This window comes from Kribbella sp. NPDC005582 (assembly GCF_040605415.1).
In the GTDB taxonomy this organism is placed as follows: domain Bacteria; phylum Actinomycetota; class Actinomycetes; order Propionibacteriales; family Kribbellaceae; genus Kribbella.
The window spans coordinates 1099878-1115403 of the sequence record NZ_JBEXCU010000002.1; the positions used below are offsets into that span (position 1 = coordinate 1099878).

General features: G+C 68.5%; 13 protein-coding genes. 10 read left to right on the plus strand and 3 right to left on the minus strand.

All coding sequences use genetic code 11. From position 1 onward, the window contains the following. Positions 1-5: 5 nt before the first annotated feature. Entirely contained in the window at positions 6-3329 is a 3324-nt protein-coding gene (locus ABZS29_RS16810) for a sugar-binding protein (protein ID WP_355462743.1), read from the plus strand. Here the strand turns inward: ABZS29_RS16810 and ABZS29_RS16815 are convergent. Continuing rightward, complete coding sequence (locus ABZS29_RS16815) at positions 3322-6024, minus strand: LuxR C-terminal-related transcriptional regulator (protein ID WP_355462745.1); 2703 nt, start codon at positions 6022-6024, stop codon at positions 3322-3324. The genes ABZS29_RS16810 and ABZS29_RS16815 overlap by 8 nt on opposite strands. A gap of 127 nt (positions 6025-6151) precedes the next feature. Between ABZS29_RS16815 and ABZS29_RS16820 the strand changes: the two genes are divergently transcribed. The 4 genes from ABZS29_RS16820 to ABZS29_RS16835 all read left to right on the plus strand — a co-directional run bounded on the left by ABZS29_RS16820 (position 6152) and on the right by ABZS29_RS16835 (position 7972). Beyond that, a complete protein-coding gene (locus ABZS29_RS16820) occupies positions 6152-6499 on the plus strand; it encodes a VOC family protein (RefSeq protein ID WP_355462746.1) in 348 nt (115 codons plus the stop codon). A gap of 36 nt (positions 6500-6535) precedes the next feature. After that, a complete protein-coding gene (locus ABZS29_RS16825; protein WP_355462748.1) occupies positions 6536-7141 on the plus strand; it encodes a glyoxalase in 606 nt (201 codons plus the stop codon). A 21-nt stretch (positions 7142-7162) separates the two neighbouring features. Beyond that, positions 7163-7654: a hypothetical protein gene (locus ABZS29_RS16830; protein WP_355462750.1), complete on the plus strand. Its 492-nt coding sequence runs from the start codon at positions 7163-7165 to the stop codon at positions 7652-7654. Between the two features lie 69 nt (positions 7655-7723). Continuing rightward, positions 7724-7972 (plus strand): hypothetical protein, encoded by a 249-nt coding sequence (locus ABZS29_RS16835; protein WP_355462752.1) that lies wholly within the window; start codon positions 7724-7726, stop codon positions 7970-7972. Between the two features lie 10 nt (positions 7973-7982). On the opposite strand, the gene ABZS29_RS16840 is transcribed toward ABZS29_RS16835, so the two are convergent. Beyond that, complete coding sequence (locus ABZS29_RS16840) at positions 7983-9017, minus strand: GntR family transcriptional regulator (RefSeq protein WP_355462754.1); 1035 nt, start codon at positions 9015-9017, stop codon at positions 7983-7985. 121 nt (positions 9018-9138) lie between these two features. On the opposite strand from ABZS29_RS16840, the gene ABZS29_RS16845 reads away from it, so the two are divergent. Next, complete coding sequence (locus ABZS29_RS16845) at positions 9139-11457, plus strand: polysaccharide lyase 8 family protein (protein WP_355462756.1); 2319 nt, start codon at positions 9139-9141, stop codon at positions 11455-11457. Here ABZS29_RS16845 and ABZS29_RS16850 read toward each other — a convergent pair. After that, positions 11454-11990 carry a helix-turn-helix domain-containing protein gene (locus tag ABZS29_RS16850; RefSeq protein ID WP_355462758.1) on the minus strand — a complete coding sequence of 179 codons (537 nt, stop codon included), beginning with the start codon at positions 11988-11990 and terminating at the stop codon, positions 11454-11456. The two genes, ABZS29_RS16845 and ABZS29_RS16850, sit on opposite strands and share 4 nt — an antisense overlap. Positions 11991-12067: 77 nt before the next feature. On the opposite strand from ABZS29_RS16850, the gene ABZS29_RS16855 reads away from it, so the two are divergent. From ABZS29_RS16855 to ABZS29_RS16870, 4 genes are read left to right on the plus strand one after another with little or no spacing between them, the layout of a single operon-like run. Then, on the plus strand, positions 12068-13117 hold the full coding sequence (locus tag ABZS29_RS16855; RefSeq protein ID WP_355462760.1) for an aldo/keto reductase: 1050 nt from the start codon (positions 12068-12070) through the stop codon (positions 13115-13117). Beyond that, on the plus strand, positions 13114-13830 hold the full coding sequence (locus ABZS29_RS16860; protein WP_355462762.1) for a DUF998 domain-containing protein: 717 nt from the start codon (positions 13114-13116) through the stop codon (positions 13828-13830). Before ABZS29_RS16855 ends, ABZS29_RS16860 begins: the two co-directional genes overlap by 4 nt. Next, a complete protein-coding gene (locus tag ABZS29_RS16865) occupies positions 13827-14855 on the plus strand; it encodes an aldehyde reductase (protein ID WP_355462764.1) in 1029 nt (342 codons plus the stop codon). Before ABZS29_RS16860 ends, ABZS29_RS16865 begins: the two co-directional genes overlap by 4 nt. Before the next feature lie 22 nt (positions 14856-14877). Beyond that, positions 14878-15522 (plus strand): 2'-5' RNA ligase family protein, encoded by a 645-nt coding sequence (locus ABZS29_RS16870; protein WP_355462766.1) that lies wholly within the window; start codon positions 14878-14880, stop codon positions 15520-15522. The last annotated feature ends 4 nt before the right edge of the window (positions 15523-15526 follow it).

Here is a 15526-nt window from a genome sequence, read left to right on the forward strand (position 1 = left end):
GCCGTGTGAGGCTGTTGGCGGCACTCGTTGCCGGTGTACTGGTGTCGTCCACTGTCACGGCGTCCCCGGCCGCGCCGGCTCCGGCGGCCAGTCCGTTCGTCGTCACCGTGGAGAGCCTGCCCGGCGGTCCGGGGGCGGCCGGCCGGATGGACCTGACGTCGTACGGCGATCTGGACTGGGTGCACGTGAGTGGCGGCGGCACCGAGCGCAAGGCCGGCGTACCGGCCGCGATCTCGGTCGAGAGTCTTGGCAGTGCGCCGGACACGCTCACCGACAGCCCGCTCAGCTTCGCCTGGTCCGACGGAGCCGGTACGGCGTCGTCCCCAGGCGTCACGACTGGCGGAGTTTTCCAGCAGACGGGGTATCGCATCACCGTGCCCGCAGCCGACTCACTGCGGCGGCTGGTGTTCGTGGGAGGCAGCTGGCAGGCGCGCGGCACCATCACGGTCGCCGCTGCGGACGGCCGCGGTGCCTACTCGCTCAAAGTGGCCGCGGACGGCGCCGCGGTCGTCAAGCGCTACAGCGTGACGATCCGCCCGGGCGAGGGCATTGTTGTCACCGGCAACCTTGCCGAGAAGCTCAACCCCAGTGGCAATCTCTCGCTCTCCGCCGCGGCGCTGTCCCGGTTGGGATCGTTCACCGCGACCGCGCCGCCGGTCGGTATGAACCTGACCGCGGAAGGGCCCGACGACTGGATGCACCTCGACGGCTCCACGATCAACCGGCGTACCGGCGGGAGTGCGAACCTGGCCGTCGCGAACAAGCGGGTCGGCGCCACGATCGGCGCCCAGAACGACAACCCGGTGACGTATTCGTGGTCGAACGGCGTACCGACTGCCAGTCAGCCGGGGACGCGGCAGGGCGGCATCTTCTTCGCCGACGGCGCTCCGTTGAACGCAGATCTCACTGATGCCTACGGCTACGACCTGACGATTCCGGCGGCCACGAGCCCGCGGTCGGTGCGCTTCGTCTCCGGCGCGTGGCGGGCGACCGTGCAGATCTCGGTCTTCCTCAACGGCAGCAGTACGCCGGCCGCCGTGAGCACGGACCTGGTGAGCAGCGACGCGCCGGTGACCAGGCTCTTCGAGCTCCCGCTCGCCGCCGGCGACTCGGCGAGGGTCAGCGCGCAGATCCTCCGGAAGACGCACGACTCCGGCAACGTGACGCTGGCCGGAGTGACGGTCGCGCAGACGACGACCGATGGCTATCGGCGACTCACACAGGATCTCCTCACCCAGATCGCCGCGGCCGACGTCAGTGCGGCGAGCGACGCGGCGGCGCAGCAGCTCGAGCGCGAGATCGCGTCGGCGAAGTCGGCGCTGGCGGACGGCGGTGACCTCCGGGTCGGCTATCTGTTGCTGAAGGCAGCCTTCGACGAGGCGGTGTCGTCGGCTGCGAACGCCGAGTTCACGAATGTAACCAACCCGGGGCTCACGTCGTCCTTCGGGTGGGAAGGTGACCTGAACGCGCCGATCGCCTTCATCGACGGCAGCTACAAGCTGCGCAGCCGAGGCAATCTGATGGTCACCTTCGGCGTCCCGGACATTCCGGGCAAGATCAAGTGGACCAACGCCGAGGGGTACCTGCCGGCCTTCGTCAGTGAGTACGCCAAGGACGGTCTCGCGGTGAAGGTGGAGAACTTCGCCGACCTGGTCGTTGTCGGTGGCAACCGGTTCGAGGTCGCCTACTCGCGGATGACCGTGACGAACACGACCACCACCGAGGCTCGGCTGCCGCGGGTCTCGACTGCGCTCACGCCGTTGAACGCCGCCGCGACCACAGTGGGAGCCGGACAGACCGTCGTCCGGGACTATGCGATCGCGGCTGATCGGTTCGGCGCGACGTACGAGTGGCCGACCGCGGTGCAGTTGCAGCAGCTCGGCGGTTTCGACAAGCACTACGCGCATATGCGGAAGTACTGGAACACCCGGCTGGCGGCGATCGCGGACATCACGGACCTGCCCGACAAGCGGCTGATCAACGCCTACAAGGCCGGCTACATCTACACCCTCATCATCCGCGACGACATCAACGGCGCGAAGGAGCTGCACGTCGGTGAGAACGGGTACGACGAGATGTTCGATCACGACACGATCGGCATCGTCTCGACCCTGCTCACGATCGGCGACTTCACCTACGCGCGGGACTACCTGTCCACCTTGCCGGCGCAGCTGCAGTACGACGACGCGAAGTGGAAGTACAGCTGGCCGTACGCCGTGTATCTGCAGCGGACCGGTGACAAGGACTTCATCCGCAGCCGGTTCGAGACGATCAAGAAGAACACGCACACGGTCGAGACTGATCGCATCGACGGCGGCAAGGGCATCATCAAGCAGACCTACGCGATCGACTCGCTCGGCTACTGGACGATCGACAACTGGTCCGCGCTGACCGGACTCACGACGTACCGGTATCTCGCGACCGCGCTCGGCGAGACCGCGGAAGCGGCCTGGGCCAAGGCGGAGTACGACGATCTGTTGCGGGTGGCAACCGCCCGGATCGAGCAGACGATGCGCGAGCACAACCTCGACTACCTGCCGATCTCGATGGTCGAGCCGAACGAGACCGGGCCGCGCAGCGATCCGCGGGACGCGAACTGGGCCTCGATGTTCTTGTTCGGCCGGTGGGCGTGGGACGGCTACCTGTTCGGCGCGGAGCAGACCGGCACGATGCTGGACAAGATCGACGACACCTACACGCACGGGTTCGATCGGCGCAAGGACATCTCCGACACGATCTACAACTTCGGTGGCTATCCGCACGGCTACTTCTCCAGCGCGTACAACGCCGGCTACGGCAGTGCGGCGCTGCGCGGTGAGCAGTACCGCGACCTCGGGATCAAGGCGTACCAGTTCATGATCGACAAGGCGATGAGCGGGCCGTTCGGCTGGTGGGAAGGCGTCGACTACCCGAGCGCCGACTCGCCGTGGGACATCGACCACGCCCGTGGTGGCGGCGGTTCGAACCAGCACATGTGGGGCCAGTCGACGGCCACCAAGGTTCTCTTCGACTCGCTGATCGCGGAGAAGTCCGACGGCACGATCATCATCGGCCGTGGCGTGCCGACCGAGTGGATCCGCGACCACCAGAAGATCGGCCTCACTCGCTATCCGGCGCGCAACGGGACGCGCGTCGGGTATCAGCTGACCACGGTCGGCAAGCGGGTGACCATCCGGTTCAGTGGCCCGGCGACGACGTACAGCCTGGAGTTGCCGGTACTGCGGAACAACGTCGCCGCGGTGTCCGTGCGAGGTGCCGCGGTCGATCAGGGCGCCGGGACGATCAAGCTGCCGCGCGGCACCTCAATGGTGACGATCACGCTCAAGTAAGCATCACGGTGCGGGCCGACTGGTAGCGGCAGCCGAGGGCATCGAACTCGGCCGCCGTTGCCAGCGCCGCCTCCCGGTCGCCGTCGAGGAGGGCTGTGGCTCGCGCCACCTGGGCTGCGGCGAGTGGGTTGCCGGCCACGATGGTACGAGCCTCGGTCAGCCAGTCGGCGGCGTCCGGGTGCCCGGCCAGTACGGCGGCCTCGGCGCGCAGGGCGACGTACCAGTGGTGCCAGATCCAGGTGACCCACTTCCAGATCTCCGCAGATGGTCGCGCGATCCGTTCCAGCGCTTCGGACAGCCGGCCTTGGTCCAGCAGGAGCATCGTGTCGAAGACTGCTCCGTAGCCGAAGGCTTCCTCCGGGGGAGTGTCGAGGCTCGCCAAGACGTCAAGCCAGTCCTGCCGGGCTTCCTGGTCGCCGCGGAGACCGTGGATCATCGCGACCGCGGCGACGGCCGGACCAAGGGATGGGCTGGCCGGGCTACCGGCTCGTTGCCACGCATCGAGGAAGCGGACACTGGCGGCGAGTACCTGATCCTCGTTGCCTGCAAGGGCATCGGCGACCAACAGCCAGCTCGTCGCGCGATGGCCGACCTCGGCCAGCAGCGGGTGATCGGCGAGCTGCGCCGCCCATCGCCGTGCCGCCTGCAGATCACCAGTGCCAAGGCTGGCTTCCGCAGCCTCACCCAATGCCTCGATCAGCTCATGGGTAGCTGCGGGTGTCACTGGAGTGGACGAGAGCAAGGTGACGCGACGCTGGGTCGTCGCGGCCGCGGCGAAGCTGTCACCGGCCCAGCTCTGCGCGCTGGTCAGTACGTCGAGAGCGATCGACTCCGCGAGCGGGTCACCCGCGGCGTGGGCGAGTTCGACAGCTCGTTCGGCACGCGCGATCGTGTCCGCGACCGAGCTGCCCGGATGCCCCTGGGCGGTGATGATCGCGGCATTGAGCGCCTGTCCTGCCTCGGCCACCGCCACCATGACCTGCGCTGGTTGGTCGTCACCGGCCAGCTCGCGGGCACGGGCAACCAGTGCGTCGGACTCCGCGGTGGGCAGCCTGCGCACGAACCTGCCACCGAACCGGTACGACGCGGTGGCGATCGTCGCCAGGTCACGAGCAGTGCCGAAGTTATGGCCATCGGCATCGGCCGCGGCGTGCAACAGGCGGTACACGTCGTCACCGCGCATCCGGCACGCGGCAACGGCTGCGGCGTTCCGGAGCTCGGCCGCGGCGCCGTCGGCGTCCTCGGCGAACGAGGCAGCTTGCTCGTAACGCAGCTGGGACTCGCCGATCAGCGTGCGGATGAAGGTCAGTTCCGCCAGCCGCTTCGCCAAGCGGTACGCGTTCGCGCGCTGTGCCGGCTCCTGCGCCGCCCACGCGAGCGCCGCGCGGAGGTCGTCGGCGATCGCATCGAACCCGCCTCGTTCCGAGGTCAGTCCGGCGGCCTGCTCCAGGCACCAGCGAAGGTGCCTCGCGCGGAGCTCGTCGAGTTCATCGGCCGCGGCCAACTGCTCGGTCCCGTACTGGCGAATCGTCTCCAACGCCCGGTACGCCGTACCGCGCGGTGAGGCGGTCACCACCAGCAAGCTCTGCTCGGCCAACCGCGCCAGCCCGTCGGCCACCTCGAACTCGTCGGCCCCGGCCACCTCAGCGGCCGCGGCGGCGGTGAACGGCGCGACGAAGACCGACACCCGGCGCAGCAGCGCTTGGTCGGCGGAATCCAGGAGAGCGTGGCTCCAATCCAGTGCTGCGCGCACGGAACGATGCCGCTCGTCGGCGCGGAAACCTCCGGTCAGCATGCGGAGCGGATGCGAGAGTGCGGCCGTGATTCCATCGAGCCCGAGCGTCCGATAGCGAGCCGCCGCGAGCTCGATGGCCAACGCCATCCCGTCCAGCCGCTCACAAATCGCAGCGATCTGCTCACGTGCCGTCGAGTCCAACGCGGAGTCGACTGCTGCCGCACGCTCCAAGAACAGCGTGACAGCGTCCGATTCACCGTCGGTGGGAAGCGACAGCGGCGGGACCTGATAGACGTGCTCGAACGGCACCATCAGCTGCGCCCGGCTGGTCGCCAGCACCGTCAGTCGCGGGCAGGTCGCCAGCAGGCGCTCGACGACGAGCGCCACCCCGTCCACCACCTGCTCGCAGTTGTCCAGCACCAGCAGGGCCCGGCGATCGGCCAGCGCGGCGATCACGGATTCGGTCATGTCGCGGCCGGGCTGCTCGCCAAGACCGAGGGTGGCGGCGATCGCGGTCGCGATCATCTCCGGATCCGTGACCGGTACGAGATCGACGTACCAGACAGCGTCGAAGTGGTTGCCGGCTGCTTCGGCGGCAACCGCGAGGGCGAGTCGGGTCTTGCCGACGCCGCCGGGGCCGACCGCCGTCACCTCGCGATGCGTGGTGATCAGCTCGATCAGTGCCGCCTGCTCATCGGCACGGCCGACGTACGAGGTGAGCGCGGTCGGCAACACCGGAGCGGCTGGGGGAGCGCCCGCGCTGGGTGGCTCCGTGGGTGCGCTGTGGGCGAGCGCGCGCCGGTCCGGCACCTCGAGCTTGCGCAGGAGGGAGGAGACGTGGCTCTCCACGGTGCGCACCGAGATGAACAGGAGCGCGGCGATCTCCGCGTTGCTGAGGTGCGCCCCGACCAGTTTCAGCACCTCGGCCTCGCGAGGCGAGATGTCCACGGTTGCCGTCACCGGCCAATCTTCCCTCATCCGTACCGAGACTCCGTGGTGCGGTTCCGTGGTCGCCACGGATGTGGATCGGTGGGCCCGGACGCGAAGCTATGACCACAGCAAGCAACCGACCACCACAGGAGTGATCGTGACCACCCAGGGCATCAAGACGGTGCTGCACCCCGTGTCCGACCTGGCCAAGGCCAAGGCCGTGTACACCGCTCTGCTCGGCGTCGAGCCGCAGACGGATTCGCCGTACTACGTCGGCTTCGTGGCCGAGGGCCAGCACATCGGACTGGTTCCCGACGGCGGACCGCAGGGCATGACCTCGCCGGTCACGTACTGGCACGTCACCGACCTCGACGCGAAGCTCGCCGAGGTGACCGCCGCCGGCGCGACCGTCAAGGAAGCCGCGCACGAGGTCGGCGGCGGCCGCAGAGTCGCCACTGTCATCGACCTCGACGGCAACGTCCTGGGTCTCCTCCAGGACCGCTGACCCGCAATCCACTTCATCCAGCCAAAGGAAACTGCCATGACCACGCTCGCCTCCGTCACCCTCGAAGCCTCCGACCCGGCCGCCGCCGACGCCTTCTACCAGGCCACCGGCCTGGACACCTACGTGACCGTTCGCGGCACCGACAGCCCGTCGACCGGCTTCCGCGGCTTCGCGCTGTCCCTCGTCACCTCCCAGCCGGGTGACGTCGACGCCATCATCGACGCCACCGCGAAGGCCGGCGCCACCACGCTGAAGCCCGCCACCAAGAGCTTCTGGGGCTACGGCGGCATCGTGCAGACGCCGGACGGCACGATCATCAAGGTCGCGACCTCCAAAAAGAAGGACACCGACCCGGTCACCGGCCGCATCGACCAGGTCGCCCTGCTGCTCGGCGTCGACGACGTCAAGGCCAGCAAGCGTTTCTACGTCGACCAGGGCCTCGCCGTCGGCAAGAGCTTCGGCGGCAAGTACGTCGAGTTCGACACCGGGTCGTCGGCCGTCACCCTGGCCCTCTACCCCCGCCGCGCCCTCGCCAAGGACACCGGCCTGCCCCAGGAGGGCTCCGGCTCGCACCGCATCGTCCTCGGCACCGACGCCGCCCCGCTCACCGACCCCGACGGCTTCGTCTGGGAGACCGTCTGAGCTGCAGTAAACTCCCGCGGCATGGTGATGGGGAATCAGGACATCGGGGCCTGGGACGCGGAGTTGCATCGTTCCGGGCGGGTGGTCTTCACCGTTCGGCGGGCGCTGGCCCTCGGCGGGCTGGTCGTCGTACTGGTGCTCGCAGGCATCCCGATCGTCTCGGTCGTCTCGGATCTCGACAGCCGTGACACCTGGTTCACGATCCGGGTGGCGCTGCTCGCCGTACTGGCCGCCGCCTGTCTCGTGGTCGGGGTCCTGGTTCTTCTCGGTCATCCGCGAGTGACCGTGGACGCCACGGGCATCCGGTTCGCGTGGTGGCGGCGGATCCCGTGGTCCGAGTTCGAGGGCACAACCCTGGTCACGCCCACCGGTCTTGCCGCCCCCTACCTGACCATCACCTCGACCCTCGGGCGCAAGCTCCACATTCCCCAAACCAACATCGAAGACCTCAGCGCCTTCGCCGCGTGGCTCACCAAACTCCGCACCCAGCACCAACTGCAGACCAACAGCTGAGCGCCTGCCTCCGCATATCGCTCCGCAGCCCGGGTACCGGATGCCCAGCAGCCAGAGCGAGGAGCAGACATGTCGGTGGTCACGCGAGTGAAGGACTGGTGGCAGGCGCACCAGCTCAACGAAGGCGACGCCCCGGCGGATACCGACGTCGCCGCCAGCCGCGACACGGGTGGTGATCCCGCCGAAGTCGGCGGCGACACCCACTCGACTACCGGCACCGGCGTCAACGACACTTTCGTCGGCCGAGTAGCCGGGGACGACGAAGGCTACGCGGGCGAGACCGGCGCCGAAGCCCGGTCGAACGACCCGGAAAAGTGATTCGGTTGAATTAGCTGACCGGACCGGTCGACTCTCGGACGACGAGGTGCGGAACCAGTGAGATCTGACGGCGTGGCGCATCCGGTACGGCGAGCCGGGCTTGCAGGGTCTCGACGGCGAGCCGGCCGACCTCCAGCTTGGCGGGTGAGACCGCGGTCAGCGGGATCTCGGAGAGGTCGGCGACTTCGTCGTCATAGCTGATGATCGAGAGGTCGCCGGGGACCGAGATGCCGTTACCGACCGCGGCATTGAGCAGCAGGGTCGCCTCGCGGTCGGCGAAGCAGATGACCGCGGTCGCCTTTTTTCGGCGGAGCCGGCCGAGGAACCGCTCGGCGTCGTTGTAGGTCCAGCGCTCCCGTGATTCGCTCAGAACCAGCGCGTCGGCGAGACCGGCCCGAAGTTGCGGCGCAGTGTGCGGGCTCTCGCGTTCGAGATAGCCGATCCGCGTGTGTCCCAGGCTGTGCAGGTGCTGGAGGGCGGCCCGGGCTCCGGCGGCATGGTTGGAGCCGACGAACTCGTGCAGGGTATGGGGATCCTCGAGTCCCCGCTCGACCAGCACCACCGGTACGTCGAGGTCGTCCAGCCCGGCCAGACTCGGTCCGTCGGTCGCCAGGATCAGCCCGGCCGCACCGGCGCTCACCAGCCCGTCGATTGCCCGCCGCTCCTCGGCCGAGTCCCACTCGGTACTCCGGAACAGCATCTGCGCGCCGTGTTTCGCGAGCTCGCGCTCGATACCGACGATGATGCGGGGGAAGTAGTACGTCATCGACGGCACGGCTACGCCGATCAGCGGCCCGGTGTCGCTGCCCGCGATGTACATCCCGGAGCCCTGCCGCCGGTAGACGAGACCGTCCTGGACGAGCAGATCCACCGCCCGCCGGACCGTGCTGAGGCTGACGCCCTGCTCACGGGCCAGTTGCTGCTCGGTCGGCAGCTTGCCGCCGGGCCACCGCAGCTCCGCGATGCCACGGCGCAGTTCCGCGGCCAGATGCTGCGCCTTGTGCCCGCGCCCGGCCTCGGATGCTGGTCCCTGGGATCCGCTCACAGGCCGACTCTACTGCCGGGACGGCGAGGCGGTCGGAAATTCATTCGTATCAATCTGTTGATCTAGCAGACAACTTGGCGCACACTCATGCGAACATCCCTGATCCGCCTCAGGAGACCTCGTGAACAGACGTGCCTTCCTCGCCGGTACCACGGCCGCCGCAGCGGCGCTCACCCTCGACCTGCCGGCCGCCGCGGCACCGGTCGATTTCGCCGCCCTGCGAGCGAAATGGGCCGCCGACCTGACCGGTAGTGCGGTGATCGACCCCGCCGATCCGGACTACGCCGCCGCGTTGGGCCGCCTGGACACCGCAGTACGGTCGTCGCTGGTGAAGCTCGACCGCGCCGCGGACCGCAAACTCGTCTTCACGGACCTGCCGCTGACCGCGGACCCTTCGGTCCCGAACACCTACGTCCGGCTCGAGCAGTGGGCGACGGCCTGGGCGACCCCGGGTTCGGCGTACCACGCGGACGTGGCGCTGCTGGCCGACGTACAGGCTGGGTTGGCGTCGATGGATCAGCTGATCTACAACCCGAGCACGGTCGAGTTCGGCAACTGGTGGTCGTGGGAGATCGGCGCGACCCGGCCGCTCGCCAACCTCCTGGTCCTCCTGTACGACGAACTCCCGGCGGCGACCCGTGAGCGGTACTGCGCAGCCATCGACCATTTCGTCCCGGATCCGTATCTGATGTTCCCGCCGGAACGCGGTCCGGTCATCTCGACCGGTGCGAACCGGGTCGACCTGTGCCAGGCGATCATCATCCGGTCGCTGGTGACCGACGACGAGGCGAAGCTCGTCCACGCTCGCGACGGTCTCAGCGACACCTGGCAGTACGTGACGAGCGGCGACGGCTTCTACCGGGACGGCTCGTTCGTGCAGCACACCTGGGTCGCCTACACCGGAACCTACGGTCATGTTCTGCTCAGCGGGATCGGGAAACTCCTTGCCCTGCTGGCGAATTCGCCCTGGGCGGTGACGGATCCGAAGCGCCAGATCCTGTTCGACTCGGTGACGAAGGCGTACCTTCCGGTCGTCCACGACGCGCGGATGATGGACTTCGTCCGCGGCCGTGCGGTCTCGCGGTACAACGCCTCCGACCACAACGACGGCTACACGGCGATGGAAGCGATCCTCCGCTTGGCACAGGGCGTCGATCCGGCGCTGGCGACGCAGTGGCGGGCGGCGGTCGCGGGCTGGGTGCAGCGCGACACGTTCGGCAACGTGTTGTCCGGGGCAACGATTCCCCGGGTTGCGCTGATCAAGAGCCTTCGCCGTATCACGCCGGTTCCCCAGACCAACGGCCACACACTGTTCGCGAGTATGGACCGCTCCGTGCACCGCCGTACCGGCTGGGCGTACTCGATCTCGATGGCCAGTCGGCGGATCGCCTACTACGAATGCGGCAACGGTGAGAACGACCAAGGCTTCCACAGCGGTTCCGGCATGACCTATCTCTACGACCGCGACAACGGCCAGTACGCCGACGCCTTCTGGCCGACCGTCGACCGCTACCGCCTTCCAGGTATCACCGTCGACAAGTTGCCGCTGGCACCGAAAGCGGGCGGCGAGTGGGGCGCGGCCCGACCCGCCACCGCCTGGGTCGGCGGCTCCACCCTCGACGGCTACGCAGCGGTCGGCCAAGACCTCCAAGGACCCGCATCGCCGATGCGCGCCCGCAAGTCCTGGTTCTGCCTCGACCAGTACGTCGTGGCGCTCGGCGCAGGTATCACCGGCAGCAGCGGCCACCCCGTCGAAACCGTCGTCGAGAACCGCAACCTGCACAGCGCCGGCACCAACATCCTGACGGTCAACGGATCTCCACAGGTCACCGAACTCGGCTCCGCGGCCACCGTCGACGCCCACTGGGCCCACCTCGACGGCGTCGCCGGTTACGTCTTCCTGCAAGGCAATCCATCGCTGCACCTGCTGCGCGAGGCGCGGACCGGCTCCTGGCGAGACATCAACACCGGCGGTCCCACCACGCCGATCACCCGCCGCTATCTGACCATGTGGCTGGACCACGGCGTGAACCCGGCCGACGCCAAGTACAGCTATCTCATCGCCCCGGGCGCATCCCTCGCCCAGACCCAGTCACTAGCCAGCCGCTCCGGACTACTCGTCCTCCGCAACACCTCCGACGCACAGGCGGTCCTCAGTGGGCAACTCCTGCTGGCCAATTTCTGGCACCCGGACCGAGTCGCCGAACTGACCGCGCTCACGCCCTGCTCGGTGATCAGGCGTGTCCGCGGCCGCGAGATCGACGTCGCCATCTCCGATCCGACCCAGCTCGCCACGACCGTGCAACTCCGGATCGCGCTGCCCGGAGCAACCGTCGTACGGGCTGATGCCGGCGTGACCGTGCGACGTACCAGCTCGGGTGTCGAGGTGACCGCCGAGACAACTGCCGGCGCCACCAAGCGCTTGACAATCCGAACCTAAGGCCGAGGGCGCAGTCCGTCGAGGATCATGGCGAGCATCCGCGGGGCGCGGTCGACCGGGGTGGAAGCCGCCCGCCAGAGGGCGCCGGTGAGCTGGAGGAAGTCGCCGGCGTCCGCGTCGTCGCGGATGCTGCCGTCCTTCTTGCCGGCGTCGAAGAGCTCCGTGATCGCGGCGATGACCGGCCCATAGGTCTGCTCGGTGATCGTCTGGTGGGCGGACGGGCTGAGGGCGTCACCCAGCCCGTGCTTGCGGCGCATCGCCTCGACCAGGTCCAGGGTCCAGTGTTCGAGCGCGTCCAGCGGAGCGCGCTCGGCCAGGAGCTCAGGGACGGCTCCGGTGATGCGCTCGACCTCGTCCTGGTAGACCGCGAGCACGAGCGCCTCCCGGGTCGGGAAGTTCCGGTACAGCGTGCCGGCGCCGACGCCTGCCCGCTGGGCGACCTGGTTCATCGAGGTGGCGCCGTCCTGCGTGAAGGCCTCCCGGGCCGCCGCGAGGATGCGCACACGGTTCTCGCGAGCGTCTGATCGGACCATGACAACCTCACCTTGCTAAGCGGAGAGCTCTCCACTAAGCTATCTGGAGACCTCTCCACATAGCTTAGAGGAGCATCATGCAGTACATCAAACTCGGTACCACCGGTCTGGACGTCTCGCCGATCGCGATCGGCGCGATGACGTACGGCGAGCCCGACCGCGGGCATCCCGTCTGGTCGAAGGGGCCGGCCGAGGCCCGGCCGCTGATCCAGCACGCGCTGGACGCCGGAATCAACTTCTTCGACACCGCGAACATGTACTCCAACGGGTCCAGCGAAGAGATTCTCGGCCAGGCCCTGAAGGACTTCGCCGACCGCGACAGCGTGGTGATCGCGACCAAGCTGCGGCACCCGATGCGGCTCGGCCCCAACGGGCGCGGCCTGTCCCGCAAGGCGATCATGACCGAGGTCGACCACTCGCTGCGCCGGCTCGGGACCGACTACATCGACCTGTACCAGCTCCACCGCAACGACCACGCAACCCCGTGGGAGGAGACGCTCGAGGCGCTCAGCGATCTGGTGAAGGCCGGCAAGGTCCGGTACGTCGGCGCCTCGTCCATGCACGCCTGGGAGTTCGCGAAGGCCCTGCGCCTACAGAAGCAGCACGGCTGGGCGCGCTTCGTGTCGATGCAGGACCACTACAACCTGCTCGCCCGCGAGGAGGAACGGGAGATGATTCCGCTCTGCCTGGACGAAGGTGTCGGCACGATCATCTGGTCGCCGCTGGCCCGCGGCCGCCTCGCCCGGGGCTGGGACGACGCCAGGGCGACGACACGCTCGGAGACCGACGGCGCCTTCGCCGACGCGCTCTACTCGCCGGAGCAGGAGGCGTCCAACCGCGCGATCATCGAAGCGGTGGGGCACGTCGCGGACAAGCACGGCGTCAGTCGCGCACAGATCGCGCTCGCGTGGCTGCGCCGCCAGCCGGTCGTCACCGCGCCGCTGGTCGGAGCCGGCTCGATCCAGCAGATCGACGAGGCGGTCGCATCGCTGGACATCGAGCTCACGGACGACGACGTACAGGTTTTGCAGGCGCCCTACAAGCCCCGCTACGACTGGCAGGGCATCTCGGACGAGGCCGAGATGGAGGCCATCCGTCAGCGGGTGCCCGGAATGGCACTGCGATGACGATCATCCGGCCGGGCGCGTCGGCCCGCATCGGGGCACTTCTGATCTTCGTCGGGCCGCTGATCTCCTGGGTTGCCGAGTTCATCACCGCAGCCGCCTGGCAGGACCCGCACTATTCGCCGCTCTACAACTGGGTCAGCCACCTCGGCCTGACCGGTCCCAGCCAGGTCGCCTTCAGCCAGGTCGGCTACTCGCCGCTCGGCGCGGTCATGGACACCGGCTGGGTCCTGTACGGCGTCCTCCTGATCGCCGGCGCGTTCCTCACCTTCGACCTGGGCAAGGGGATCCGCCCGATCCTGATCGTTGCCCTCAGCACCATCGCCGGCATCGGAGTTTCGCTCGTGGGCATCTTTCAGGGATCGAACGCGAACGTCGCCAACGGCCTGATCGCGTTCCACACCTTCGGTGCGCAAGGCGTGATGATCGCCGGCAACCTGATGGCGATCGCCGTCGGAATGGCCGGTGCCCGGGCCGGCCTGAGGCGTGGCCGTGCCGTCGCCAGCACCGTGCTCGGCATCGCCGGCCTGGTCGGCTTCGCGGTCTTCATGGTCGATGTGTTCAGCGGCTGGATGTGGAACATCGGCCTGTTCGAGCGCTCGGCGATCTACCCGATCATGGTCGGTCACGTGCTTCTCGGCTCCGCGCTGCTCGCCGCGCAGCAACGCGACCTGCCCCACCGCGCGGCGGTTCTGGTGCCGGAGGTCAGTCGATGAATCAGGTTCTGGTGACCGGAGGCTCCGGCTTCATCGGCGGTTGGTGTGTCCTCGCACTGCTGCAGGCCGGGTACGACGTCCGTACGTCGGTCCGCGATCTCGACCGTGAGCCGGCCTTGCGCGCACAACTGCACGCCGCGGCCGACTTCGACGACGCGCGGTTGACCGTGGTCCGTGCCGACCTGCAAGACGACGGCGATTGGCCGGAGGCGGTCGCGGGCTGCGACTACGTGCTCCATGTCGCGTCTCCGACACTGCGGAACGCACCTGAGAGTGAGGAGGCGATGATCAGCGCTGCGCGGGACGGCGTACTGAGGGTCTTGCGGGCGGCCCGTGATGCCGGGGTCCGGCGGGTGGTGCTGACCAGTGCGTTCGGTGCGGTCGGCTACGGCCATCCGCCGCGGCCGACGCCGTTCACCGAGGAGGACTGGACGAACGTCGACGCGGACATCGCGCCGTACCAGAGGTCGAAAACGCTCGCGGAGCGCGCGGCCTGGCAGTTCGTCCGCGACGAGGGCGGTGGGCTCGAGCTCGCCGCGGTGCATCCTGTCGCTGTCATCGGGCCGGTCCTCGGTCCCGACGACCCGCCTTCGCTGCGGATCATCCGGAGCATGCTGACGGGTGCGGTTCCGGCCTGCCCGCCGTTCGGCACCAGCTGGGTCGACGTCCGCGATGTTGCGGATCTGCACTTGCACGCGATGACCGATCCGGCCGCGGCCGGCGAGCGCTGGCTTGCTTCCGCCAGCGACAGCCTGCGGATCGTCGAGGTGGCGCGGATCCTCCGCCGACGGCTCGGCGACCGTGCGGCGCAGGCGCCGACGCGCGAGCTGCCGCTGCCGGTTGCTCGGCTACTCAGCCGGTTCAATCCACAGTTGCGTTCGCTGCGCCCGCAGCTCGGCAGAGAGTTTGGCGCTACGAGTGCGAAGGCCGAGCGGCTCCTCGGTTGGCGTCCTCGTCCGCTGGAGGACACCATTGCCGACACCGCGGAGAGTCTGCTCGCGCATGGCGTGGAGGTGGGTAAGTAGTAGGTGATCGAGGGGAGCGCTGATGACGAACGGACCGAGCTGGACTCGCCAGCGTGCTGCTGAGCTGCGGGACCACTGGTGGTGGCGGCCAGGGTGGAAGGTCGGGACACGCTTCTATACCTGGCATCTCACCTTCGGCGATGCGCCGGAGCTGCATGGGCTTGTCGCTGCGTATCAGGATGCGCTGCGTGGGATGGCTGGGTTGGATCCGGTGCCTCGGGAGTGGCTGCATCTGACCATGCAGGGCGTTGGTCATGTCGAGGACGTTCCGGGCGAGACGGTCGAGGGCATCGTCGAAGGGGCGCGTGAGCGGCTGGCGGAGTTGCCGGCGGTACGGGTGGAGTTTCAGCGGCCGGTGATTGGCGCCGAGGCCGTGGTGTTGCCCGCGCTGCCTCCGGACGCGGTCGCGCAGATCCGTACGACGATCCGCGCTGCGATGGCGGAGCGGATCGCCGTACCGGAGAAGGCGGAGGGGTTTCAGCCCCATGTGACGGTGGCTTATTCGTCGTCCGAGCAACCTGCCGCCGAGGTCGCGGCGGCGCTGTCGGCCGTCTCGGTCGCCGCGGTGGATTGCGCGATCAGCAGTGCGTCGTTGATCGAGCTCCACCGCGATCGGCGGATGTACGAGTGGCGCACGATCGCCGAACTGCCGATCGGGCGCGCCTGAGGGT